At 43.2% G+C, this 21,617-nt stretch carries 17 protein-coding genes and 2 tRNA genes; 3 read left to right on the plus strand and 16 right to left on the minus strand.

Annotation, left to right across the window (positions count from 1 at the left end; genetic code table 11):
* Position 1: 1 nt before the first annotated feature.
* Positions 2-4,480: a T9SS type A sorting domain-containing protein gene (locus D0X99_RS10390; RefSeq protein WP_147392219.1), complete on the minus strand. Its 4,479-nt coding sequence runs from the start codon at positions 4,478-4,480 to the stop codon at positions 2-4.
* 23 nt (positions 4,481-4,503) lie between these two features.
* Positions 4,504-5,601 carry a DUF1573 domain-containing protein gene (locus tag D0X99_RS10395; RefSeq protein WP_119477761.1) on the minus strand — a complete coding sequence of 366 codons (1,098 nt, stop codon included), beginning with the start codon at positions 5,599-5,601 and terminating at the stop codon, positions 4,504-4,506.
* A 70-nt stretch (positions 5,602-5,671) separates the two neighbouring features.
* Between D0X99_RS10395 and trpS the strand changes: the two genes are divergently transcribed.
* A complete protein-coding gene (trpS, locus tag D0X99_RS10400) occupies positions 5,672-6,646 on the plus strand; it encodes a tryptophan--tRNA ligase (RefSeq protein WP_119477762.1) in 975 nt (324 codons plus the stop codon).
* Between the two features lie 64 nt (positions 6,647-6,710).
* On the opposite strand, the gene D0X99_RS10405 is transcribed toward trpS, so the two are convergent.
* From D0X99_RS10405 to D0X99_RS10420, 4 genes are all read right to left on the minus strand, one after another.
* Entirely contained in the window at positions 6,711-7,565 is an 855-nt protein-coding gene (locus D0X99_RS10405) for a PIG-L deacetylase family protein (protein ID WP_119477763.1), read from the minus strand.
* Entirely contained in the window at positions 7,562-10,975 is a 3,414-nt protein-coding gene (locus D0X99_RS10410) for a HEAT repeat domain-containing protein (RefSeq protein WP_119477764.1), read from the minus strand. The genes D0X99_RS10405 and D0X99_RS10410 overlap by 4 nt, the downstream gene beginning before the upstream one ends.
* Before the next feature lie 179 nt (positions 10,976-11,154).
* Positions 11,155-11,226 (minus strand) — tRNA-Glu (locus tag D0X99_RS10415).
* Positions 11,227-11,287: 61 nt separating this feature from the next.
* Positions 11,288-11,359 (minus strand) — tRNA-Glu (locus D0X99_RS10420).
* A 186-nt stretch (positions 11,360-11,545) separates the two neighbouring features.
* Between D0X99_RS10420 and gap the strand changes: the two genes are divergently transcribed.
* On the plus strand, positions 11,546-12,559 hold the full coding sequence (gap, locus tag D0X99_RS10425) for a type I glyceraldehyde-3-phosphate dehydrogenase (RefSeq protein WP_119477765.1): 1,014 nt from the start codon (positions 11,546-11,548) through the stop codon (positions 12,557-12,559).
* Here the strand turns inward: gap and D0X99_RS10430 are convergent.
* Genes D0X99_RS10430 through D0X99_RS10460 form a run of 7 tightly spaced genes read right to left on the minus strand, consistent with a single transcriptional unit; the run spans position 12,556 to position 17,883 of the window.
* Positions 12,556-13,626 carry a VOC family protein gene (locus tag D0X99_RS10430; RefSeq protein WP_119477766.1) on the minus strand — a complete coding sequence of 357 codons (1,071 nt, stop codon included), beginning with the start codon at positions 13,624-13,626 and terminating at the stop codon, positions 12,556-12,558. The genes gap and D0X99_RS10430 overlap by 4 nt on opposite strands.
* Positions 13,610-14,323: a TIGR04283 family arsenosugar biosynthesis glycosyltransferase gene (locus tag D0X99_RS10435; RefSeq protein WP_233553696.1), complete on the minus strand. Its 714-nt coding sequence runs from the start codon at positions 14,321-14,323 to the stop codon at positions 13,610-13,612. The genes D0X99_RS10430 and D0X99_RS10435 overlap by 17 nt, the downstream gene beginning before the upstream one ends.
* On the minus strand, positions 14,320-14,970 hold the full coding sequence (locus D0X99_RS10440) for a DUF6134 family protein (RefSeq protein ID WP_317133427.1): 651 nt from the start codon (positions 14,968-14,970) through the stop codon (positions 14,320-14,322). The genes D0X99_RS10435 and D0X99_RS10440 overlap by 4 nt, the downstream gene beginning before the upstream one ends.
* Positions 14,924-15,895, minus strand: a complete 972-nt coding sequence (arsM, locus tag D0X99_RS10445) for an arsenosugar biosynthesis arsenite methyltransferase ArsM (protein WP_119477768.1) — start codon at positions 15,893-15,895, stop codon at positions 14,924-14,926. The genes D0X99_RS10440 and arsM overlap by 47 nt, the downstream gene beginning before the upstream one ends.
* Entirely contained in the window at positions 15,888-16,499 is a 612-nt protein-coding gene (locus tag D0X99_RS10450) for a TIGR04282 family arsenosugar biosynthesis glycosyltransferase (protein ID WP_119477769.1), read from the minus strand. The genes arsM and D0X99_RS10450 overlap by 8 nt, the downstream gene beginning before the upstream one ends.
* Positions 16,496-17,551 (minus strand): arsenosugar biosynthesis radical SAM (seleno)protein ArsS, encoded by a 1,056-nt coding sequence (arsS, locus tag D0X99_RS10455; RefSeq protein WP_119477770.1) that lies wholly within the window; start codon positions 17,549-17,551, stop codon positions 16,496-16,498. Before arsS ends, D0X99_RS10450 begins: the two co-directional genes overlap by 4 nt.
* Positions 17,551-17,883: an arsenosugar biosynthesis-associated peroxidase-like protein gene (locus tag D0X99_RS10460; protein WP_119477771.1), complete on the minus strand. Its 333-nt coding sequence runs from the start codon at positions 17,881-17,883 to the stop codon at positions 17,551-17,553. The genes arsS and D0X99_RS10460 overlap by 1 nt, the downstream gene beginning before the upstream one ends.
* Before the next feature lie 286 nt (positions 17,884-18,169).
* Between D0X99_RS10460 and D0X99_RS10465 the strand changes: the two genes are divergently transcribed.
* Positions 18,170-18,805 carry a peroxiredoxin gene (locus D0X99_RS10465; protein WP_119477772.1) on the plus strand — a complete coding sequence of 212 codons (636 nt, stop codon included), beginning with the start codon at positions 18,170-18,172 and terminating at the stop codon, positions 18,803-18,805.
* Between the two features lie 51 nt (positions 18,806-18,856).
* On the opposite strand, the gene D0X99_RS10470 is transcribed toward D0X99_RS10465, so the two are convergent.
* Genes D0X99_RS10470 through D0X99_RS10480 form a run of 3 tightly spaced genes read right to left on the minus strand, consistent with a single transcriptional unit; the run spans position 18,857 to position 21,615 of the window.
* Positions 18,857-20,155, minus strand: coding sequence for a TRAP transporter large permease (locus D0X99_RS10470; protein ID WP_119477773.1), 1,299 nt, complete (start codon positions 20,153-20,155; stop codon positions 18,857-18,859).
* Entirely contained in the window at positions 20,142-20,633 is a 492-nt protein-coding gene (locus D0X99_RS10475; RefSeq protein WP_119477774.1) for a TRAP transporter small permease, read from the minus strand. Before D0X99_RS10475 ends, D0X99_RS10470 begins: the two co-directional genes overlap by 14 nt.
* Before the next feature lies 1 nt (position 20,634).
* Complete coding sequence (locus tag D0X99_RS10480) at positions 20,635-21,615, minus strand: TRAP transporter substrate-binding protein (protein ID WP_119477775.1); 981 nt, start codon at positions 21,613-21,615, stop codon at positions 20,635-20,637.
* Positions 21,616-21,617: the final 2 nt, after the last annotated feature.

Below are 21,617 nucleotides of genomic sequence, written 5' to 3' on the forward strand. Positions count from 1 at the left end.
GTTAATCTACTATTACTAATTTACCGAAGTAGGATTGCTGGTTTTGGCTAATTACCCAAACAAGGTAAGTCCCTTTGGCCAAAGCTGTCAATCGGATTTCAACTTTCTGAGAGTTCAGTTCAGTAATCTGCAATGAACTACCAACGTCCTTACCTTCTGAGGAATAAACCATAATCTGCGGATTACCAGACAATACTCCATCAGGCAATTCCAATGTAACAAGCTCAGAAGCAGGATTTGGATACATTTTCAAATCCTTTGGAGGACTTACTTGCTTACCTCCCAAACCTGAGATCGTCAAAGTAACGGGCTTTAGTTTGGCCACACAACCTGAAGCACTGGTAAGTTCCACCAAGTACTCGCCCATCAAATCAACAGTAAGCGTACGGGAAGTTGCCCCGTTTAGTTTCTCCCCGTTTCTAAACCATTGATAAGTGAAACTTCCTTCTGGAGCTCGAAGGATATTTCCGTCAACTGAAATTTCACCGGTTGGCAAAGGGTTAACCTTCACTTCAAACTCTGCAGTTTCGGACAAGCATGCACCGGTGTATCGGATTACGGCATGATATTTCCCCGGATCGGACACTTCCAATGTCTTGCCGGTTTGTCCCGGGATTTCAGTACCGTTTCTTCTCCATCGGATTACTTCAAAAGAGGCCTGTGAGGTGAGCGTCAACACTCCTTTTTCTCCCTGACAAAGTTGTGCCGGCCCGGAGATAGTTACTTTTTGGTTTTCGATTCTAATCAATGTAAGGACAGCGGTTGCTTCTGTCACATTCCCCACCATATCCACAGCCCGGATCGCCACAGTAGTTTCCTTACCCAAGTCCTCACAGGTGGCATTGACCTTATTTATCGTTACTTCTTTTATCTGGCAATTATCGGTAAGTGATGTAATAAAGTTTTCCGGCTTAAGCTCAAGGACCCCTTTAGTTACATCAAATTCTGCCGCATAATTTTTAGGAACGAGGATTGGGGCCCGTTTGTCCTGAATCTTGACCAACGTCTTTTCCTCCCAAGTTTTGCCTGACTGATTTTTGATAGTAATGCTGACCTGCTTTTCACCAATATCAGCACAGGTAAATTCGGACTGGCTTAGCTTGATATCCAAATTGGGATCCAACAAAGGCCAGGAAAGGAAAACATCTTCAGGTTTAAGCGTTGCCTTTCCAGAGGCATCAAGCTGAAGTTCTATTACTTCTTTGACACCTGTGTAAGGTTTATCGATAAAAGAAACCGTCACTTTTAAGGATTCGACTATGCATCCGCCATTGGGAAGAATTCTCGCCCAATATGTGCCTGACTCGGTCACGTTTAATGAAGTTTCCTTTTGAAGAGGGATTTTTTGTCCGTCTTTCAACCACTCTTCCACAGTGTAAGCAAACTCACTTCCCAAGGTAAGCTTCAAAGGTTCTCCTGCGTAGGCTTGCTGAGTTCCAGATGGACTTATGGAAATCTTTTGGGACTCAAAAGCCGAGGCTGTTACAATTACCAACTTTGAAGTTTGGTTACCTGAAAGGTCGGTAGCGGTGACCATAATTTCGATTGGAAGCTCGTAATCGGCACAAGTGATTTGGCTCTTGTCCAATACCACAGACTGGATTCCGCAATTATCAGATACGGATGAGACAAAATCCTCCGGCTTGAGCGGTAAAACTCCCTTGACTTTATCGAAAGCAAGAGAAGGAGTCTTAGTAACCAGAATCGGATTCAGGTTATCTTTTACAATTAAATTGATCCAAAATTCTGTGGTAGCAATGCTTGATGAATTTTCAGGGGGGTAATTGATAGTGACTTTGACTTTTTGAGTACCTACGTCATTGCAATCAAATTCATTTTTACTCAATACCACCAAACTACTCGGAACTGCGCCAGGTTGAAAAACAGCTTCATTGGTTAAAGTTGCTTTTCCTGATTCGTTCAGCGCCAAGTTAACGTCATTGGTATACTCTTCAGGTAAATCCTTTTCAAGGATGAAACGTTTGGAACCCACTATGCAACCAGTAGCCAATTGAAGCGTGGCTTGATATTCACCCGAAGAGTTAACCAAAATTTCCCTTCCTGTCTGATTAGGAATCAATTGGCCATTTTTGGTCCATGCCAAAACTTGATATTCCAGTTCATTTCCAAGCCTCAAGGTGGATGTGCCATTGTCGGTCAAAGGATCCAATGAAGTGATAGACACCTTTTTGGACTCTATGACATTTCCAATAATAGCTGTAACAGTTTTGGAAAAGGTATTTCCCGACTGGTCAGTGGCAGTAAGGACAACGGGAAATTGCCATTTTGGAGCATCCGGATTTTGATAAATATCCGCGCAGGTAATTTCCATTCTACTTTGCGAAATAGTCAAGGGAACTGTGCAATTATCCTGAATGTCTGAGATAAAAAAATCCGCAAATGATAACTGTACTTTACCTACTACAGGATCAAACAAATAGGTCGCATTTGCGGCATCAAAATAAGGTGGAAGCTCATCCACCACATTTACTTTAATCAAGGATGACCAAGACTGATTGGATGCGTCTTTAGCTGTAACCGTGACATCCTTCCAACCCAAATCTGTGCAGGTAAATTTCGGATCTCTGGAATAAGTGAACGTATATAATCCTTGATCACCTGAGTTTACCAGGAACTGGGAAGGTTTCAACTCACCCAATCCAGAGTAATCAAGCGAAATTTTTACTGTATCCTTAAAAACCGGAACGACAGTCTCGGTTTGTAATAAAACCTTTAGCTCAATTTCATCCGCGTACACCCTACGTTCCACCCTGACCAGATCATAATTTGAATTCAAAACTGGAAAAGTGTAAACCGGTGAAAATTTGATTTTCGCGAAATCTTGGCCATTCTCTTTTACTTTTTGAAGATTCACTTCTAAGTGGCCATAGTGTTTTCCTCCGTCTTCCAAGAGCGGAACTGGTCCTCCAGTGTTCCAATTTTCGACGGAATTTTGATCAGCAGTCCATTTCCTAAAAGGATTATAATTGAGCGTTTCAAGCGGATTGGTATTCCATTTTCTCTTTTCACCGCGCATCCCATCAGCTGCCACACCCACATCGTAATACATCACCCCTTTACCGTCTCCATTTTCATCCACAAAACTTCGCTCAAAGAGTTCATCATGACCGGAAAAAACAGCAATCACCCCATATTCTTCTAATAGAGGATTTAAAATTCGTAACGGTGTACCTACCTGACCTATAGATAATTCATGGTTCATAGGTACTCCGTGCTCACCTGAACTGTAAGCGATATGGTGGTATTGGACAAAAATTAATTGACCCGCTTCCTTGGCGGTTTTTAAATTTTCTTCTAGCCACTTGTATTGATCTGTTCCTGGTCCAAAGCCACTGAGGTCAGTTCCTCCATTACTTTCATATTCTGCTTTGGTAAAATTCTCCTGAGTATCGGTTCCGGGAACTGTAAATTCAGTCCCTTTTAGTTTTTCAATTCCATCAAAATCTGATGTTTTTTGATCAGGATTTCCATTGTTTGAATCCAAAGTAAGAATGGTAATCGGTCCGTAGTCTACCCTGTAGTAACTCTGACGATGCTTTTGAAGTGGATCGGTAGTGGGAGTTTCAAAGTATTCATGAAATCTTTCCCTGCCCAATCGTGGCAAATAATCTCCCTTATCATTAATTCCATATCCTCCATTGGTAGCGCCAAAACTCTCCCAATTTCCGAGGGCAGGAATAATCGGATAAATACTCAATCCTTTTCCAACCTCTCCTGCCATATGCCTAAAAAATTCATCCCAAGCGGGTTGGTATCCCCCACCCTGAACCAAATCACCCGGCATCAATATGAATTCAGGTGCCCTGTTGTTTATAATTTTAAGGTTTTCTTCAAAGCCTTTAGACTCAGTGAGAAAATAATTGGGAAGCTCGAATCCCTGTTCAGTTGTTGTTCCAAATTTTTGTCTCCAAAGGTCAGGAATTGAAAAGGGTCTGGACAAGGGATTTCCTGGGTACCAAGCTCTGTTACTCACTCTTCCTACGGGCTCCATTTCGGAATCAGAAAGGGCAATAAATCGAATGGATGTCCAATTTTTGTCGTCGGGAACGGGCCTAAAGCTTGATGAAAATATCTCTGAGCCTAGAAAAATCTGATATGAATAAATATCACCGTTTGGCAATTCGGGAAGAACGGCCACATATTTGTAAGCTTCGGAACCCTTCAGCCAAGAACCTTTGGTCAGCCCGGGAATTTCCTCATTGAGCTCTTTAGTGGTATAATAAATCTCGGGAATTAAATCGCCTTCAATAGCTGACGTCCAAATTTTTGTTCCCTGTTCGTTGTAAAGTTCAATTTTGGAATTTAGAATTTGGGAGGAAATCCAAGTGATCTGAATTCTGCCCTGACCATAGACCTGTAGGTAGGGATATACTCTAAACACACTGGAATTAGGAGCTTGAAAAGAACCAAAAAGAAGATTCAATCCAATCAAAAAGGATATCAAAAGAGCTCTTTTCATTTGATTTGTCATTCAACGGAAATTTACTCAATCCTACTTTTCATTACTATCAGTTGGACTGGATTTACGGGATCATTACTGAAAATGTAAATATTTCGCTGATCGATACCTTTTCTACCAATCGGATCAAGAATCAAGGTCAACTCCATGCTTTCACCGGGAGCCAAACTAGTCTTTGGAGCTTCGATCTGCAGGCATTCACAATTGCCCTGAATTTTTCTGATTTCCAACAAAGATCTTCCTTGATTGGTAACCGTGACTGATCTCCTTACAACGGTTTTGGAACTGATTTCCCTTAAATCTATTTGCTTTTGGGCAATGAAAAGTTGGGGAACTTCATTCAGCTCAGCTTTAGAAATTGGGGCAAAGTACTCGAATAAATCAGCGATGATTTCCAATTCAACTGTGGATCCAGCTACGCCCTCCCATTTTACAGGAATATTATCCTCAAAAAACCCTAGGTCGTTTTTCAGTTTACTGTCATAGCGGATCATCAACAGTCCCCTTTCCTGTGGTCTGACAAATTGTTGAACTTGAGAAATTTGAATATAAGGTGGTGTTTCAGCCCGAAATGCGCCTTTGTCCAACAAGTCATCTCCCAGATTGAAAAACTCCACATACTTAATTTTGGGTTCGTTGTCAAACACGTCACCCATATTGATCTTTTTCAGCCTAAACCCCAATGGACCTTTTATTTCAGGATAAGCCCGCCTAACATCAGAGGGATAAGGAATTGAAATCCCTTCCAAATAAAGGGAGTCCTGAACTCCAGAAAGATTTCCTTTGACCACAATCAGTTTGGAAAAAAAACCCGCTGCAGAAGTAGGGTCAAATGAAACTTTGATTTTTCCAGACTCACCGACACTTAAGGTGTCCTTGGTGTATTCAACGGTAGTGCATCCACATTCCAGCCAAACGTCCTGAATAAAAAATAGGGAATCTTGAGTATGGGTAAATTCAAATTCGGCTGTCTGAAGACCCTGTTCCTCCAATACAGTCCCTATATCCAATCGATTGACTTTCCAGATCAACTTGGGTACAGTAGGGACCTGAGCCAGAATTCCGGATTGAAAAAAAGCGGATAAGAAAACCAGGAAAAGAAGTGAAACAAAACGATTCATAGTTGCAATTAACACATATTTTCACCCCGATTATAGCTTGATTTACTTAATTTGCGCCAAAATTAAGCAAATGGCAAGAGTACTTACCGGCATCCAAAGTTCCGGTCGTCCACATTTAGGCAACATCCTGGGAGCAATCGTACCCGCAATTGAATTGATCAACCAAAACCAGGAGGAGTCTTTTATTTTTATCGCTGACTTCCATTCGCTGACATCAAGCAAGGACGGGGAACTTAGAAAGCAAAATACCCTGGCAGTGGCAGCAGCGTGGCTTGCCTTCGGTTTGGATATCCAGCGAACCACTTTTTACAGGCAATCACATATTCCTGAGGTAACCGAACTCACCTGGTATCTCAACTGCTTTACTCCTTTTCCAATGTTGGCTAATGCGCATAGCTTCAAGGACAAATCTGCTCGTTTGGCCGATGTCAATGCCGGGCTTTTCACCTACCCCGTCCTGATGGCTGCAGACATCCTGCTATACTCTGCTAATCTTGTTCCTGTGGGGAAGGATCAACTCCAACATCTCGAAATGACCCGCGATATCGCCACAACTTTCAACAGGATTGTGGATGAGGAAATATTGGTGGTACCTGAAGCCAGAATAAGCGAGGAAGTGATGATCATTCCTGGTACCGATGGCCAAAAGATGAGTAAATCTTACAATAACTACATCGATATTTTCCTTCCTGAAAAGGAATTGAAAAAGAATGTGAATAGTATCATAACTGACAGTACCCCATTGGAAGAACCAAAAGATCCGGATACCTGTCATGTTTTCAAATTATACAGCCTACTGGCTAGTCAAGAACAGACCAAGCAAATGCGGGCCAATTATCTGGGAGGAAATTACGGATATGGCCACGCCAAGAAAGAGTTTATGGAGCTCATCATGAGCAAGTACAGTAAAGAAAGAGAAGCTTTCAACTACTTCATGACCCATCCTGATGAAATCGAAAAGCGCCTCTACGCCGGTGAGGAAAAGGCAAAGTCTGTTGCTTATGAACTTTTGGATCGGGTAAGAAGGAAGCTTGGATTTAGATAAAAATTGACGAGTGTTTGGATCATTTTAGGTTACAAATATTCATCATTTATCACTAAACTCGTTCTTATTTTACCTCCCTAAAGTATTCCCTGTCAAATATCCTGGAGTAAATCCAGGTGGGTACCTTATCGTGAAAAGGCATCAAATCTTTTAAAACTTCCTGCTGCGTCTGATGAGCTTGCATTACTTGCAAAGTTCGAGGAAAAAACTTCCGTGTATTAATTGAAAAATCTGGGCGGGGCAGCCCTTGCTTGGGGTCTTCAGGATAGTTTTTCTGAAAACTCGAGGAAAGCTTCAAGGCAATTTTGATCTGCTTTTTACACAAGGTCACCTGAAACATCTCCTGAGGAGTAAATCCGTCCATCCCTCTTTTTTCCAAAAAGACTTCTTCAACAGCCCTTCCAGTCAGTCGATGATCCGGATGACCGTAAAGTCCGACTTTGGAATCATAAGAAATCAACACATCAGGATCAACTTCCGCAATTAGTTCTCCAACGATTTTTTTTAATGAATCCAGGCCGACTTTCTCCAAACCACTGTCAGGATAGTCCAAAAGATGAAGATGATCTGCGCCAATCAGCTCGGCAGCGTTTTTCATTTCCACGGTTCTGAGTTTTGCCAATTCCACTTCATCTTCGATTCCTGAAGATTTTCCTTTTTCACCTCGGGTCAGGCAAACCATCTGAATTTCATGGCCTTCTTCCTTGAGTTTCATCAAGGTTCCTGACACAGTCACCTCATCATCGGGATGGGGAAAAATAGCCAGAATCAGGTGTTTTTCCCGATCATCTACCAATTGTTCCTGCTGGGGAATATCATGATCGTGCAATTGGTTCCTTCCAAAAAGGATCAAAATCCATGGAGAAAGCACCAATATGACTCCAATAATCCCCAGCGAAACAATCAGTAATTTTTTCATTCCGTTCTTCTTAAGGTGCTTAGATAGCTGACCAAATCCCGAATTTCCCGCTTGCTCAACAGCTCACCCATCGGCGGCATACTGGATGGCGACATTTGTGAAGATTTGATGTCTTTCTTGGAAATCACCTTCTCCTCCGCTCCCACTTTTACTGTCACAGAGGATGAATTTTCCGACATCATGGTACCGGCTACCTTTTCACCAGAATTGAGTTCCACAGTCAAAAAGCCAAATCCAGGAGCAAGTCGCTTGCTGGGCTCTACCAATGCAATCAAGAGTTCCTCTCTGGACAGGGTATTCCCGATTTTATCCAAGGCAGGACCTGCATTTCCGCCCATATCGTCGTAGGCATGGCAGCGAATACATTGAGCAGTCTGATTTTCAAAGAAAATTCTCCTGCCTTGCCGGACATTTCCTTCAGCTAGTGCTCCAGCATATTTCTTCCACGATTCACCACCAGCTTTTGCATCCAAAAGTGCTGTAAACTGAGCGGAGAGCTCTTTAGACTCTGTGGCAGCGATTGCTTCTTCAAGTTCTATCCAGGTTTGGTCAGGTAGTTTCCCGGCTTCAAAATCCGCCAGGATGCTCTTCCAAACCGGTAAATTTTCACTCCCTTCCAATTCGCCCAAGGTCAAAAGTGCGGTTTGTTTTTCCGGTACTGTACGTTTGGCGATAATATCCGTAAGCAGCGCAACTTTCTGGTCATTAGGCAATGAGGTCTGAGCCAGAAGGCCTAAACCTGCTACCCTCACTGATTGGGAGTTATCATTCATTGCTTGGGAGATTGCGTCACCCAGATTCGGAGCATTCATCGCTACCATTGAATTCAAGGCCTGAACTTTTACCAAATCCGAGGGATCAGATTTCAACTTAGTCATCAATAAGTCAGAAGCATCCGTCATTCCCAGCTTACCGAAAGCCTTGGCAGATTCCACTCGTATCGACTCTTCCCGAGCATTGACCTGAGCCACTAAAACCGGCTTAACCTGATCTCGGATCAAGGCAGGATCTCTGGCCACTTCCCCTCTATATCGACCATCCACCCGATCCAAAACGGAAGGCTTTGCCCAAGTACCAATTGATGCAATTACTTCCTGCCGGATTTCTTCTGGGGTGTTTGACTTTCCTAAGAATGCAATCAATTGATTGAGATTTTCTTCTTTCCCAACACGCTGATTTGCACTGATCACTCTGCGGATCAAGGCTTCGTTTTGGAAAGGTGTTGTATTTAAAATTGCTCCCAAAGCTGGAAGTGCCGCCGGAACTGAGAAATCATCATGGATCGCTCTGGCTGTTTCTGTCACTATAAATTCGTCCGAATCATTGAGGAATTTTGACAATTCAGGCGATTCCATTCTTCTCAAAGCAATCACAGCACCCAATCTCACCGCTTTTGATGGATGAGTAGACAAAGCAGCAATCGGTTCTACTTTTCCAATTCTGGATAAAGCCAAGGTGCCGGCATGTCTCAAATAAGCATCCTCGTCATTATTAACCTCCAAGAGTGCGATCAAAGGCTGGATAGCCTCGGGATTTTTGGTTCTTCCCAAAGCCTCCGCACTAAAAAATCTAACCCGGGAATTTTCATCTCTAAGTCCAGCAATCAGATCATTTCCGGCTTTGGAGTATTTGATGTCGCCGAGCCATTTCGCCGCCTGAGCCTTGATTTCAGGATCAGAGTCTTTCAAAAGGGGGACAATTGCATCGGCATACTTCATATCCTCCATGCGAGCCAGTTGGCTCAAGCCAACGATTGCGTGAATACGAGCCAATTGGTTGCTCTTATCCTGAATGACGCTTTGGAACACTTCAGCTCCGTCATCTCCACGTTTTGCAAGTTCAAATTGTGCTTTTCTGCGGATCCGCTGATCCTCAAAGTAGAGTTTTGACTTCAGTTCATCTTCTGAAAGTTTCTTATAATCGGCCTTGATTTCGGATTCAGTTTGCTTTTGCAATGCCCATCCTGCTGCTGTTTCATCTGTCAACTTCCAGATTCGACCGTAGTTTTTATCATCCCAGCCAATGATCCAGTCTGCCATGTACAAGGAACCATCCGGACCAAAATCTATCCCCGTTGGCAAAAAGCTTCCGACGATTTTTTCAGTTTTTGTCAGTTCAAAAGATGCTCCTTTTGGCTGAAGCTGAAAAGCATGAAGTCCCGAGCTAGCTGGGCTTCCCACAAATTCCACCACGAAAAAGTGATCTCTCCATCGCTCACCCAAGCCTGCACCAGGATTGAAAACCATCCCCGTTGGACCGCTTACGTAATTTTGAATACAGGGCGTGATAAATGCAGCCTGTCCCTCCCAACGGGGAAGATAAAGTTTCTCATCCATCCAAACTTTGTAGGTATTGTTGTCCGGATCACGGTACTTCCCAAATTGCCAGTTGATTCTCCATCCGGAATCAGAGCCATTGGTCAGGTAAACCAAGCGTTCTTTTTCGCCAGCGTGATCTCCGTCATTGTCCACAGAGATCAGGTTATTATAATTATCGAATACAAACTCGTGGGTATTCCTCACCCCCATCGCAAAAATCTCAAAATCACTTCCGTCTGGATTGGATCGGGCAATTACCCCACGGTTAGGATACTTCCATTCGGTACCATCAGGGCCTTTTCCATTGAATCCAATGTCTCCGATCCCCCAATAAATCCTACCATCCGGGCCCATTTCAACTCCGGACATACCATGCCCACCAAAGCCTACATGGATTCCATAGCCGTAGGAAAGAGAAGTCTTTTCATCCATGATTCCATCCCCATTGGCATCTTTTAGTCGCCACATGTCTGGTCCAGCTGCCACGTACAAGGCATCCTCAGTTTTCATTAATCCTCCCGCCACATCGGTGACTTCATCATTAAAGTCCTGAACCTGAATCTGAGACCAATCGGCAAAGCCATCTCCATCCGAGTCCTTGAGCATGATTACTTCATTTTTCTCCACCGTCATGTCTTTCCAATCATGCGATCCGTCACCGTTCAGGTCATCCAGCCAAGTGTTTTCGGAGGATCTTTCAGGTGACAATTCAGAACGCAGAAAAGCACGCTTATCCTCGATGGTCTGTAACGCAATGGAACGAATCTCCCAAGACTGATGCCCTCGGATATCAAATTCGGAATTGTTTCTACGAGGAGATCGGACATAAAGCACTTCACCCTGGTCCGTTACTTGAATTGAAATGGGGTCTTTGACCAAGGAGTCCACGGCCCAAACCTCCATTTTCAGCCCCTCTGCAAGTTCGGGACTGACGGATTTTTTCGCTGCCTCGACCTGAACTGCAATTTCTTCTTTACTGATGGTCTTAATTCGTAGGTCTACTGGCTCTTCTTTTTTACAGGAAGAAAAAAAGGCAAGGCATACAACCAAAAGAGGTCCAGCCAGAATAGGTTTGATTTTGGGTATGAGCATAGAAATAACTAAAATGGATACCCAAAATATGAAAAAGGAAAATCAGTAGGTCGCCACTGATATAAATATGGCTAAAAACAAAAATCCCGATCAAAGACCGGGATTTTTGTTCACTTTAACCACTAACAACCATAAAACAAAAATAATTAAGACTGTCGGCTATCGAGCCTTAGGTCTTGTAGTCCGTACGGGAATCGAACCCGTGTTTTATCCGTGAAAGGGATACGTCCTAACCCCTAGACGAACGGACCAGAAGGGGAAAAGAAAAATTTCAATAATCTGATTTAAGTTGCTGAAAATCAGAATGTGATGTAGTCCGTACGGGAATCGAACCCGTGTTTTATCCGTGAAAGGGATACGTCCTAACCCCTAGACGAACGGACCATAAAACTCCTGAAAAACGTGCTTTTCCAAAAGGTTGTGCAAATATAGCGGGTCAGATTTACAAAGCCAAAATCACCACAAAAATTTCTTTGGAAATCAAGGTAAAAACCTGAACCAAAGGGTTAAAATTTTACTTAAAAATACTCTCTGGCTTTTATCTAATTTCGCCTCTAGAAAAAAACTAAAATGAGTACACAGGTCCCAATCACCAAAATTGCTATCAATGGATTTGGCAGAATCGGCCGATATACCGCCAAGTTGCTGCTTCACCACCCAAGCCTTCAACTGGTGGCAATCAACGACCTCGCTGACCCAGTTGCGATCGCCCATCTGTTTCGATACGATTCTGTGCATGGGAAATTTGAAGAAAAAATTTCCCTTGAGCGCAATCTGCTTTTGGTTAATAATCACCCCATTCAACTTTTTTCAAAAGCAAACCCGGAAGAACTGCCTTGGAAAGAATTAGGGATAGAAGTGGTGATTGAATGTACCGGAAGATTTACTCACCGTGATGGAGCGGAAAAACACCTGAAAGCCGGAGCAAAAAAGGTAATTATATCAGCGCCAGCCCAAGACGAAAGCATTCCTATGGTGGTTTTGGGAGTCAATGATGCTATTCTGAATGGATCGGAAACTATTATCTCCAATGCGTCTTGTACCACAAATTGCTTGGCACCAATGATTCAGGTTTTGGAGGAAAATTTTGGTGTTGTCAAGGGATTTGCCTCTACAGTCCATTCTTATACCAACGACCAAAATCTGCATGATGCACCACATCGTGATCTTAGAAGAGCCCGTGCAGCAGCCTATTCCATCATCCCTACAACCACCAACGCCGGCAAGGCATTGGATCGGATATTGCCGGAATTGGCAGGAAAAATTGAGGCTTCTGCTATGCGTGTCCCCGTACCGGATGGCTCGTTGACGGATTTGATTGTAGAATTGAATAAAGAAGTTAGCGCAAGCCAAATCAACCATGCCTACAAAGCTGCCGAAAAAGGAAAATTAAAAGGATTTTTGCAGGTCGAATCTGATCCGATTGTTTCAATCGACATAATCGGAAATCCAAACTCCTGCATCATTGATGAGGCCTTGACTTCGGCGAAAGGAAATCTAGTGAAAGTGGTCGGCTGGTACGATAACGAATCCGGCTATGCCAACCGCTTGGTCAATTTGGTGGAGAAAATTTCCTCAATCTAGGCTTTCACCCGGTTCAAGGCTAAAAGCTTGACCAAAAATTTCGGCAAATTCTTTTTTGGATCCCGATTCTTCAGGTTGAGGTAGAGGTTCCATTTTTGAAGAATGGGAACCCGGTGCGTTTCTACAAATTCGATCAATGTTTTATCGAGATCTTCAAGGTACCCAAAATGACCTGAAGCGCTTCCCATATCAAAGCTGTCCTCACTGTCAACTGTAAATGGATATCCTTCATTCCCGGCTTTTTTCTTCAGGTTTTTCATACCGTTGACGTCCAGACAACAATGAATAAACCCTAAATCTCCCCAAAGGCGATCCTTGAAAATTTGCTTGGAATCACGTCCTTGGACCTCGATCAGTTCGATCTGAGCTGGACAAAGTAAGGCTCCAAAGGCACCCGGATTGCTTTTTCCCGGCATGGTAAGAAGCGCTCTTTTATAAGTCAATTTGTCTCCGGGAATATCATCAAAAACACCTTCCTTTTGATACTGAAGCTGAGTAAAGCCTAAAATATCGCGAAAAAGGGGAATAGATTTATCCAAATTCGAAACTCCAATCACCACCCCAAGGACTCCTCCTGTGGGAGCGGAATTCTCCGAAAACCTGTTGGAATCCTCTACGATCTGAAAAACATTTTCAAAAGGATCCTGGATAAAAAAAGTACCGGTTCCATTTGGGGTTTTTGACGGAGTGGTCAGAATTTTGGCACCTGATTTTTTTAGATGTTCAAATGCTATCTCAAGGTTCCGCACGCGCATTTTCACCGCATAAATCCCCAAATCTCCGGGTAAGATTTGAAATTCAGTTCCTGTTGGAGTTCTGCTGGTGAATTGCCAGATTTCGAATCCTCCTCCCCCTTGCATATTCATCGCCAACACAGCGTGTCGGGATTCCGCTTTGCCGTTTGTATACCTAGTCATCAGATTAGCTGTGGCCTCGTCCTCAAACACGGGAACATCCATTGAAAAGGCTTTTCGATACCAAGCCCAAGCTTTGTGGACATCTTTTACTCCAATTCCGATTTGTTGAATTCCGTTGATTTGATAAGCGCTTTCAGCTGTTTGAGCCATAATTAAGGAGAGTTGAGTACAATTTTTTTAGCTTTTCCGGTTTGGTGCCAAAATAAAACAGCACAAAAACAAACAGATTCACTAGCTGTACTCTAAGCCAGGAGTTATTCTCATATTTTCTGGCTGACACGGTCATGGATTTCTGAATGATATGAAATTTAGCCTTTCTCTTGATTCGTCGCACCAGCTCAAAATCTTCCATCAGACAAAATCCGGAATCATATCCTCCCAATGTATTGAAAAAATCACGTGTAATAAACAGGGTCTGGTCACCTCCACCAGAAAAAACTCCATTGAATTGGGTAAACCATGAATTAAACTTCAACAAGGTGGAGGGGGAATCAAATCGATAACGAAAACATCCGGCCTTGTAACCCTTGATCAGAGCCTTCTGAATATCTTCAGCAAAAGACTTTAAAGGCCTGGTGTCGGCATGGACAAAAAATAAGGTGTTTCCCTTGGCATGTCCTGCTCCCAAATTCATCTGAACAGCTCGCGATTTGATCTCAGAGTGTAAAACATAAGCTCCCAGAGATTCGGCGACTTGGCAGCTATCGTCTGTGCTGCCACCATCCACAACGATCAAATCAACAATAAAATCTCCTCCATATTGCCTCAAAAACGGGATTAATACCCGTAAATTTTGAGCTTCATTAAAAACTGGAATGATCACGGAGATCCGCAATTGTTCCTTCATTGGACACGTTTATAAGTGAAATTTTTGATCGGGTTTTCCAGTTCGACTTTTTGGAGTTTCCCAAATTGATAAAAGTATCGGTTTTCATTACCGGCGATTATTGTCTGATAAACATTTGGTTCCAGCTTTTTTATGGTCGTAGTAAGACCATAGACTTCTGATAGAAATTTCTTTCCCTCCTGCAATTCTTCAAAAAACATTCGGGTCGAACACCATTCCGTCAACCCGTACACCGGCTCCTGGTTTTCAAACTTATAGGACTTGGCGTCTACCACATATTTTTTACCATCCCAATAAACAGTGGAAGCAAAATTTCCCCGATTCGTATTGGAACGGGAGTGGCTTTTCACCAGATAACCTTTCAAATATTTGGCGTGGGTGTTCAATTCCAAATTGACTGATCCAAAAAACCAAAACTTGACCTGACTTTCGGCGACATAATGAGTCGTATCTCCAATCTGGTATTTAGCCACGTTGAGGTCCCCGATTTTCATTCCGAGGACTTGTATTTCAAACTTGATAGTTTCAGTTTTCTGTTGAGCAAAAGCACCCTGGAAATTGCAAAAGCTGAGACATGAGATCAAAAACAGGAGTTTCGATTTAACAACAACCACCGCCATCATAGAAAAAGGTAGATTCCGAAACATAAATATCTTTTCTACCCAAGTTTTGAATTGCAGAAGCAGTTTTATCACATACCGCCAAAGGTTGATTGTTAATCAGAACATGTCCCTTCTGGTCATCGAAGTATTCGCCTTCGCCAAAATAAATCGCTGCTTTTCCAGTGAAAATGCATGGCCCATCTGCGGGCATCGGATCTTTTATCGCACAGACTTCGATAGAATCCAAAAAGATCATTTCCTTCGTGTCGTATTGACCCGGTGCCAAAATGCGATAAGGCCGCTTTGCCCGAACCTCCACAGTTCCAAATCCGGCATCCGTGATCATCTGTAGGTATTCTTTCATGGAAAGGGACCCACTAAGGCAAAGTGCCCGAAGCCTGGAATCATTGCGAAGGGAGTCAGGCATTTGATTTTCTGTAATCGGATCGCTCAATACAAGACGTCCATGTGGTTTTAGCACCCGGTACATTTCGGCCAACGCCTTTTTCAAATCTTCATGCGTGAAAATATTGAATAGACAGTTTTGTGCAGCGACATCGATACAGCTTTCTTCAACCGGCAAGTTTAAGGCAGTTCCTTTTCGTAATTCAACAAAATCACGCTTAAACCAAGCATTTTCATTTTCAGCAAGAGCTAGGTTTTGGTCACAGGCTGCCAACATTTCATCTACTACATCAACTCCAATCACGCCAGCTTTTTGGCGTGAGAAGTAGGCAAATTGCAGTACTTCCATTCCCCCTCCGACGCCTACATACAGAATTCTCGGATTATTGACCAAGTCACGGGGATGCACCGTGCTGCCGCAGCCATAATTCATTTGCTGCATTATTTTTGGAATCTGGAGTTCGGGCAATTGCCAGATGGGAGTAGTAGTACAGCATAACCCTACGTCGGGTTTCAGCGCCGCTTGCTTATACACATCTACCGTGGTATCAAGGTAGCTATTCATGGATGATTGGATTTTTGGTGATAAAATTCTGCCAGTCTTCTGCTGTATCAATATCAGAAAGGGCATTCAATAAGCCATGCTTGAGGTTCAATTCATTTGCTTTGATGCGTGTGAGCTCGAGTACTTTTTCTGTACTCCATGGAATTTCACGGAATAATTCGGGATAATTTCTACGGGTCCCAAGCAAGTAATATCCCCCGTCTTTTGCCGGTCCCAGAACCAAGTCATGGGAATCCAGCATTGAAAATGCATTTTTTAAGTCCTGCGAAGTAAGTTCAGCGCAGTCTGTACCGATGATGATTACTTTTTCAAATCCTATTTCAAACAATCTTGAAAAAGCTTGGCTCATTCGTTGACCAAGATCGGTACCGACCTGAACTTCAAACCGGTAATTAGGAAAGTTTTTAATTTCTAATTCCGGAATGTAATCCGAGAAAAAAAGGAACTTATCTACCTCCAATTCCCCTAAGATTCGATGGGTGTGTGAGGTAAGCCATTGGTAAATTTTCATGGCCTCCTGATCTCCGACTGTGGCGGCCAGCCGGGTTTTCACTTTCCCAAGCGTAGCATTTTTCTGAAATACAATCAACCCACTTCTACTCATGCAATAGTACCTCCGCAACTGGAACCCGCTCCAGCGGTACAGCCAAAGCAGTGGTTGTTGATTACAATTGTTCTAGTGGAAAGAATCGCAGAATTCCAATCCGAAATATGGGAGGTCTTTGGTGCATCCACTTTCAAATCCAGCATCTGATTGAAATCGCAATCATACAGATAACCATCCCAACCCACAGAAATAGTATTTCGGCACATTACGCCTGCAGCAGCTACGGGATTGAAGGCTGCCAGAAGCTTTTCCATGTAGCTTTCGTAATTATCTGACCGGATCAGGTATTCCAAAAATCTGGAAATCGGGATATTGGTGATCGTAAAAAGCGAATTGAATTCAATTCCGTATTTGTCCCAAAGCTTCTTTTTAAACTCCGCTTCAAGTTCGGATTGAGATCCAGGCAGAAAAGCCCCGGATGGATTATAGACCAAATTCAAAACCAAACCGGAGTCCTTTAGTCCGTATCCAACTTCATTCAAAAGCTTTAAGGCCTGAATAGATTTTTCAAAAACCCCATCGCCGCGTTGGGAATCGGTTTTCATAGCCGTAAAATATGGCAAAGAAGAAACCACTTCTACTTGGTTTTTTCTGAAAAATTCTGGCAAATCATTAAATCGAGGATTTGCCAGGATAATGGTCAGGTTGCATCGGACGAGGATAGTTACATCAGGACGAATCTCACGAATCGACTCAACAAACCAACGAAAGTCGGGATTCATCTCTGGCGCTCCCCCCGTTAAATCCACGGTGGTCAGAGAAGATTCACTTTGGATAATCCGAAGACATTGGTCCATTGTTTCCCGGGTCATAATTTCCTTTCGGTCAGGGCCTGCATCCACATGGCAATGCTTGCAAACCTGATTGCACATTTTTCCCAAGTTGATTTGGAAAATTTGAAGCGGAGTAGGTCTAAGTGGAAACAGACCTATCTGTTCCAGATGTTTTTGGAAACTGCTTTCGGACCCGCCCGGATGCCTTTCTTCCAATATTGCCAACTCCTCTTCCGGATCTGCCAAGCTGTGCAGCTGCGCTTTTAATGACTTCATTACATGGAAATTTCTTTGATCTTATTCATCATCTGGGTGCTGTGAACCAGCGAAGCACCGCCACGAATTGCAGCTGCCACGTGTACTGCTTCCATCATTTGCTCCTCATCGCAGCCTTTTTCCAAGGTATCGGTAGTGTAGGCATCTATGCAATAGGGGCACTGTAGTGCATGGGCCACAGCAAGAGCAATCAGAGACTTTTCCCTTGCGGTAAGCGCTCCTTCTTTGAATACCTCCGCATAATAAGAAAAGAACTTGTCAGCCATGGACTTTTGCAACTCGCCTATTTTGCTAAATTTCTTGAGGTCCTCAGGATTGTAGTAGGTTTTCATCTTTTATTGATCTGATTTTTTTAGGGTCGTATATAGCTAGGAGAAGGATATTTTTTCCGTTTACCACTTGAGTCATGCCCGGTTTCGTCGCGTGAAATTTTGTTGATATACGAATTGAAGGTAAAGTACGGATTGACTCATCTAAGAAATATCAGAAAGCTGACATTGTTTAAAATATTAATGTTAAACGGAAAAAAAGAGTTTGAATCAACCAGTTCTTTTTTTTGAAACTTTCAATTGGTATTTTCAGTCTACTCATTCTATAGACTTTAAATTTTAGACTGTTATGGCATTAAGACTTGGGGACATCGCTCCCGACTTTACAGCAGAAACATCCGAAGGGAAAGTGAATTTTCATGAATATTTGGGCAATGGTTGGGGAGTTTTATTTTCTCACCCTGCGGACTTTACACCGGTTTGCACAACGGAACTTGGCGCTGTCGCAAAACTTAGAGATGAGTTTGCGAAAAGAAACACAAAAGTGATCGCATTGAGTGTGGATGGATTGGAAAGTCACAAATCCTGGATTGGAGATATCAATGAGACTCAGCATACTGTGGTGAATTTTCCAATTATCGCAGATCAGGACAGAAAGGTCTCAGAGCTTTATGACATGATTCATCCCAACTCCAATGAAAACTTTACAGTAAGGTCTGTATTCATCATCGGACCTGATAAAAAGATTAAGCTGATGATCACCTACCCAGCCAGCACAGGCAGAAATTTCGACGAGCTACTGCGGGTGATTGATTCACTTCAATTGACTGCAAACTTTTCTGTAGCCACGCCTGCAAACTGGAAACAAGGGGAAGATGTCGTTGTTGCTCCTGCGATCAAAACGGAAGACATCCCGGCCAGATTTCCGAAGGGTCATAAGGTGATCAAACCTTACCTGAGAATGACTCCTCAGCCGGATTTATAACCAAAAAGGGTCCCGAGAATATCGGGACCCTTTTTTTTAGCTTCGTTTCGTCTAGATCAAATCGAATAACCTCGGAAGGAAGAGTGAAATTTCAGGAAAGATCATCACCAGAATCAAGGCAAAAATCATAGCCAAGAAAAACGGAAGCAATGGCCGAATTACTTGAGTCAGGGAGATTTTCGCAATCGAAACTCCCACAAACAATAAAGAACCAACTGGTGGAGTACATAATCCGATACAAAGATTCAGCGTCATCATGATCCCAAAATGAACCGGATCTACTCCTACACGCTCCACAACAGGAAGAAAAATCGGAGTAAAAATCAGCACCGCCGGAGTGATGTCCATAAACATCCCTACAAATAGAAGGATTAGGTTAATCAAAATCAGAATGACCCACTTGTTTTCACTGACATTGAGCATAAACTCACTGATCATTTGTGGAATATCCTCACTTGACATCACCCAGGACATACTCATGCAAGTTCCTATTAGAAGTAATACAACTGCTGTTGTTTCTGATGAACGGATCAAAATTCCCGGCAACTCACTCAACTTCAACTCACCGTAAGCAAATGATAGCACCAGTGTATAAACCACGGCTATGGCTGAGGCTTCCGTAGCGGTAAACACTCCAATTACAATTCCTCCAATCACCACAACCAATAAGAATAGACTGGGAATTGCCCTCCAAAAATACCTTCCCAAGTCACCAAAACTCACTCGTTCACTCGCAGGGAGATTATGCTTTTTTATGAAAATTGCTGCACAAACCATCAGCACCAATCCCAGAAGAATCCCCGGAAGGTAACCTGCCACAAAGAGCGCTGCAATAGACACTCCCCCACTTGCCAAGGAATAAATGATCAATACGTTGGATGGAGGAATGATCAAACCGGTGGTCGAGGAAGTAATGTTAACCGCTGCGCCCAAAGTTTTTGGATAGCCTTCCTGGTCCATTCTTTTACCCAAAATACTTCCAATAGCCGAAGCTGCCGCAGCCGCAGAACCTGCAATCGCTCCAAAAAGCATTGCAGCAAGCACATTGACATAAAGCAATCCACCTGGCAACCTTCCAGTCAAACCTTTGGCAAAATCAATCAGACGATTGGCGATTCCTCCACGATTCATAATTTCTCCGGCAAGAACGAAAAACGGGATGGCCAAAAGTGCAAAACTATCCAAGCCTGAAGCCATTCGTTGGGCAATCGTGGTAGAAGCCGGCATCACAGCCACAGTCACAATCAGCGTGAAAAAACTGGACAAACCCAAACACCATGCTACGGGAACACCCAAAGCCAAGAGGGTAAGGAAGGTCAAAACCAAGACGACAATACTAATCCACTCCATGATGTAAGGGTTGGTTTTTGATGACTGAAAGTAAATGATGGGTATGGTAAAACACGACCAAAGCCCCGGAAATAGGAATGATTACATAAACCCAGGATAAAGGAATCTGAAGCGTAGCTGATTTTTGACCCAACATATCCGTGATGTAGACCAAATTACCGCCTCCGATCATCATGACCACCACTCCAAAAAATATAACCAGTCCATGGATTACCAGATTCAGAAGTAGTTTTTGCTTTCCTTGAGCTTTTTCCGGAAGAATGTCGATCGCCAAATGTCCGTTTTTCCCAGAAACCAATGCAGTTCCTGCCATTCCGAGCCAAATCATCATGTATCGAGAGAGTTCATCGGTAAAGCTGCTGGGATCTTCCAGGACGTATCGGGAAAATACCTGCCAGCTTACATTGATGACCATCAAAGCCATCAACACTGCAATCAGAGAACTAAGAAGCTTGTCCAGCCAGATTTTAAAGGTCATTTCAGTTGGTATTTTGAATACGTTGGATCAACTCTGATAATTGAGGTTGCTCAGTACGGGTCAGTTCATAGACTGACTCAACTGCTTTCATGAAAGGCTCACGGTCAGGATAAGTAATCACCACTCCTGCTTTTTCGATTTCCCGCATTGATTCTTCTACAGACTCTTTCCAGAGTTTTGCCTGAAAAACTGCCGATTCATCAGCGGCTTCTTGCAGCCATTGCTGTTCCTCCGGATTCAGATTTTCCCAAACTTTGGTACTTACCAAAACCACATCGGGAATTGCAGTGTGCTCATCTATGGAGTAAAACTTACAGACTTCGTAATGACGGGAATTGTAAAAACTGGGTGGATTATTTTCTGCTGCATCCACGATTCCCTGCTGTAGGGCTGTGTATAATTCGCCGTAAGAGACAGGAGTGGGTGAACCGCCCATTCCACGAATCATGTTGATCGCCATTTTGGATTCCTGAACTCGGATTTTCAATCCGGTTAGATCCTCAGGAGTTTCAATGGATTTGGTCTTGCTGTAAAAGCTACGCTTTCCGGCATCATAAAAACAAAGACCTCTTAACCAGAATTTCTCTGAACTCAACAGGATTTCGGTTCCAATGTCACCGTTCAACACCTTGTCAATATGATCATCATCTCTAAATAGGAAAGGAAGCCCCAAGACACTGATCTGCGGTGAAAATGCCTCCAGAGAAGCTGCTGAAACTTTGGTCATCCCAACGCTGCCGATCTGCAACAACTCCAAAAGCTCTCGCTCTGTCCCCAACTGTTGGTTAGGGTAGACTTTGACTTTGATTCTTCCTCCCGATTTTTCCTCCAGCCGTTCAGCAAGGAAGACCATCGCCGCATGAACCGGGTGATTAGTCACTTGGGCATGGCCCATTTTGATGATTTTGACTCTGGAATCTGACTGGCATCCCCCGTAGAGAAGTAAAATTCCAAAGAAGAATAAAAGCTTAAGTTTTGGCATAA

This window comes from Algoriphagus lacus, from assembly GCF_003583985.1.
Taxonomy (GTDB): domain Bacteria; phylum Bacteroidota; class Bacteroidia; order Cytophagales; family Cyclobacteriaceae; genus Algoriphagus; species Algoriphagus lacus.

Bases quoted from the DNA above. Each gene is read 5' to 3' on its own strand.
- D0X99_RS10460 (WP_119477771.1), bottom strand. From the start codon at position 17,883: ATGAAAACCTACTACAATCCTGAGGACCTCAAGAAATTTAGCAAAATA.
- D0X99_RS10395 (WP_119477761.1), bottom strand. From the start codon at position 5,601: ATGAATCGTTTTGTTTCACTTCTTTTCCTGGTTTTCTTATCCGCTTTT.
- arsM (WP_119477768.1), bottom strand. From the start codon at position 15,895: ATGAATAGCTACCTTGATACCACGGTAGATGTGTATAAGCAAGCGGCG.
- D0X99_RS10465 (WP_119477772.1), top strand. From the start codon at position 18,170: ATGGCATTAAGACTTGGGGACATCGCTCCCGACTTTACAGCAGAAACA.
- D0X99_RS10450 (WP_119477769.1), bottom strand. From the start codon at position 16,499: ATGAGTAGAAGTGGGTTGATTGTATTTCAGAAAAATGCTACGCTTGGG.
- D0X99_RS10470 (WP_119477773.1), bottom strand. From the start codon at position 20,155: ATGGAGTGGATTAGTATTGTCGTCTTGGTTTTGACCTTCCTTACCCTC.
- D0X99_RS10405 (WP_119477763.1), bottom strand. From the start codon at position 7,565: ATGAAAAAATTACTGATTGTTTCGCTGGGGATTATTGGAGTCATATTG.
- D0X99_RS10435 (WP_233553696.1), bottom strand. From the start codon at position 14,323: ATGAAGGAACAATTGCGGATCTCCGTGATCATTCCAGTTTTTAATGAA.
- gap (WP_119477765.1), top strand. From the start codon at position 11,546: ATGAGTACACAGGTCCCAATCACCAAAATTGCTATCAATGGATTTGGC.
- D0X99_RS10480 (WP_119477775.1), bottom strand. From the start codon at position 21,615: ATGCCAAAACTTAAGCTTTTATTCTTCTTTGGAATTTTACTTCTCTAC.
- D0X99_RS10410 (WP_119477764.1), bottom strand. From the start codon at position 10,975: ATGCTCATACCCAAAATCAAACCTATTCTGGCTGGACCTCTTTTGGTT.
- D0X99_RS10475 (WP_119477774.1), bottom strand. From the start codon at position 20,633: ATGACCTTTAAAATCTGGCTGGACAAGCTTCTTAGTTCTCTGATTGCA.
- D0X99_RS10390 (WP_147392219.1), bottom strand. From the start codon at position 4,480: ATGAAAAGAGCTCTTTTGATATCCTTTTTGATTGGATTGAATCTTCTT.
- D0X99_RS10430 (WP_119477766.1), bottom strand. From the start codon at position 13,626: ATGGCTCAAACAGCTGAAAGCGCTTATCAAATCAACGGAATTCAACAA.
- D0X99_RS10440 (WP_317133427.1), bottom strand. From the start codon at position 14,970: ATGTTTCGGAATCTACCTTTTTCTATGATGGCGGTGGTTGTTGTTAAA.
- trpS (WP_119477762.1), top strand. From the start codon at position 5,672: ATGGCAAGAGTACTTACCGGCATCCAAAGTTCCGGTCGTCCACATTTA.
- arsS (WP_119477770.1), bottom strand. From the start codon at position 17,551: ATGAAGTCATTAAAAGCGCAGCTGCACAGCTTGGCAGATCCGGAAGAG.